Genomic DNA, 643 nt, shown 5'->3' with positions numbered 1-643 from the left:
GCAAATGACTGTTAATCATTGGGTCGCTGGTTCGAGTCCAGCAGGCGGAGCCAGAATTAAATGAAAAAGGCCGCATAGTAATGCGGCCTTTTTTGTGCGCGATACATTTTCAACCGTCGAACCGCGAGATTGCTGTACACATAGTTGTTGTACACAGGTTATTTAATGAATCCCTCTTTTTAATGGAGTTTCCCATGTTTAAAGTGAATGAATATTTCGGTGGCGCAGTTAAATCCATCGCCTTCCAAACTGAAACCCTGCCCGCTACTGTTGGCGTTATGGCAAAAGGTGAATACGAATTCGGTACCAGCCAAAAAGAATACATGACTGTAGTAACCGGTAGCCTTACTGTTGTATTGCCTGGCAGTGATAAAGCGCAAACCTTCGCCGCCGGTGAAACGTTTATCGTTGAAGCCAACCAGCGCTTCAAAGTGGCTGCAGATGTTGAAACCTCTTATCTGTGCAAATACGAATAAGGTTTCAGCTGCGCTAACTTTTTTAGTCGCACAATAGCTAATCAAAAAGGGCGCAAAAGCGCCTTTTTTGTTTTTCTTATTCCATTTTTTGATAGAAGATTGGCAAAAGCGTTGACCAACAGAAAGTGCATCGTTATTATGCGCGCCTTCTCGCAAGAGATAACAAT

1 protein-coding gene and 1 tRNA gene (1 of these 2 running past the window's edge) are annotated in these 643 nt (G+C 43.4%); both read left to right on the top strand.

Translation table 11 applies throughout. The features are described 5' to 3' along the window. Window positions 1-194 precede the first annotated feature (194 nt). The gene (ppnP, locus tag A596_RS07760) at window positions 195-476 is read left to right on the top strand and encodes a pyrimidine/purine nucleoside phosphorylase (RefSeq protein ID WP_039913546.1); all 282 of its coding nucleotides are present in this window, start codon (window positions 195-197) and stop codon (window positions 474-476) included. Window positions 477-617: 141 nt separating this feature from the next. After that, a tRNA-Asn gene (locus tag A596_RS23340) sits at window positions 618-643 on the top strand (it continues 134 nt past the right edge of the window).

The organism is Cellvibrio mixtus subsp. mixtus J3-8, assembly GCF_000766945.1.
Taxonomy (GTDB): domain Bacteria; phylum Pseudomonadota; class Gammaproteobacteria; order Pseudomonadales; family Cellvibrionaceae; genus Cellvibrio; species Cellvibrio mixtus_A.
This window is presented reverse-complemented; position numbering and strand designations above follow the sequence as displayed.

Bases quoted from the DNA above. Each gene is read 5' to 3' on its own strand.
- ppnP (WP_039913546.1), top strand. From the start codon at position 195: ATGTTTAAAGTGAATGAATATTTCGGTGGCGCAGTTAAATCCATCGCC.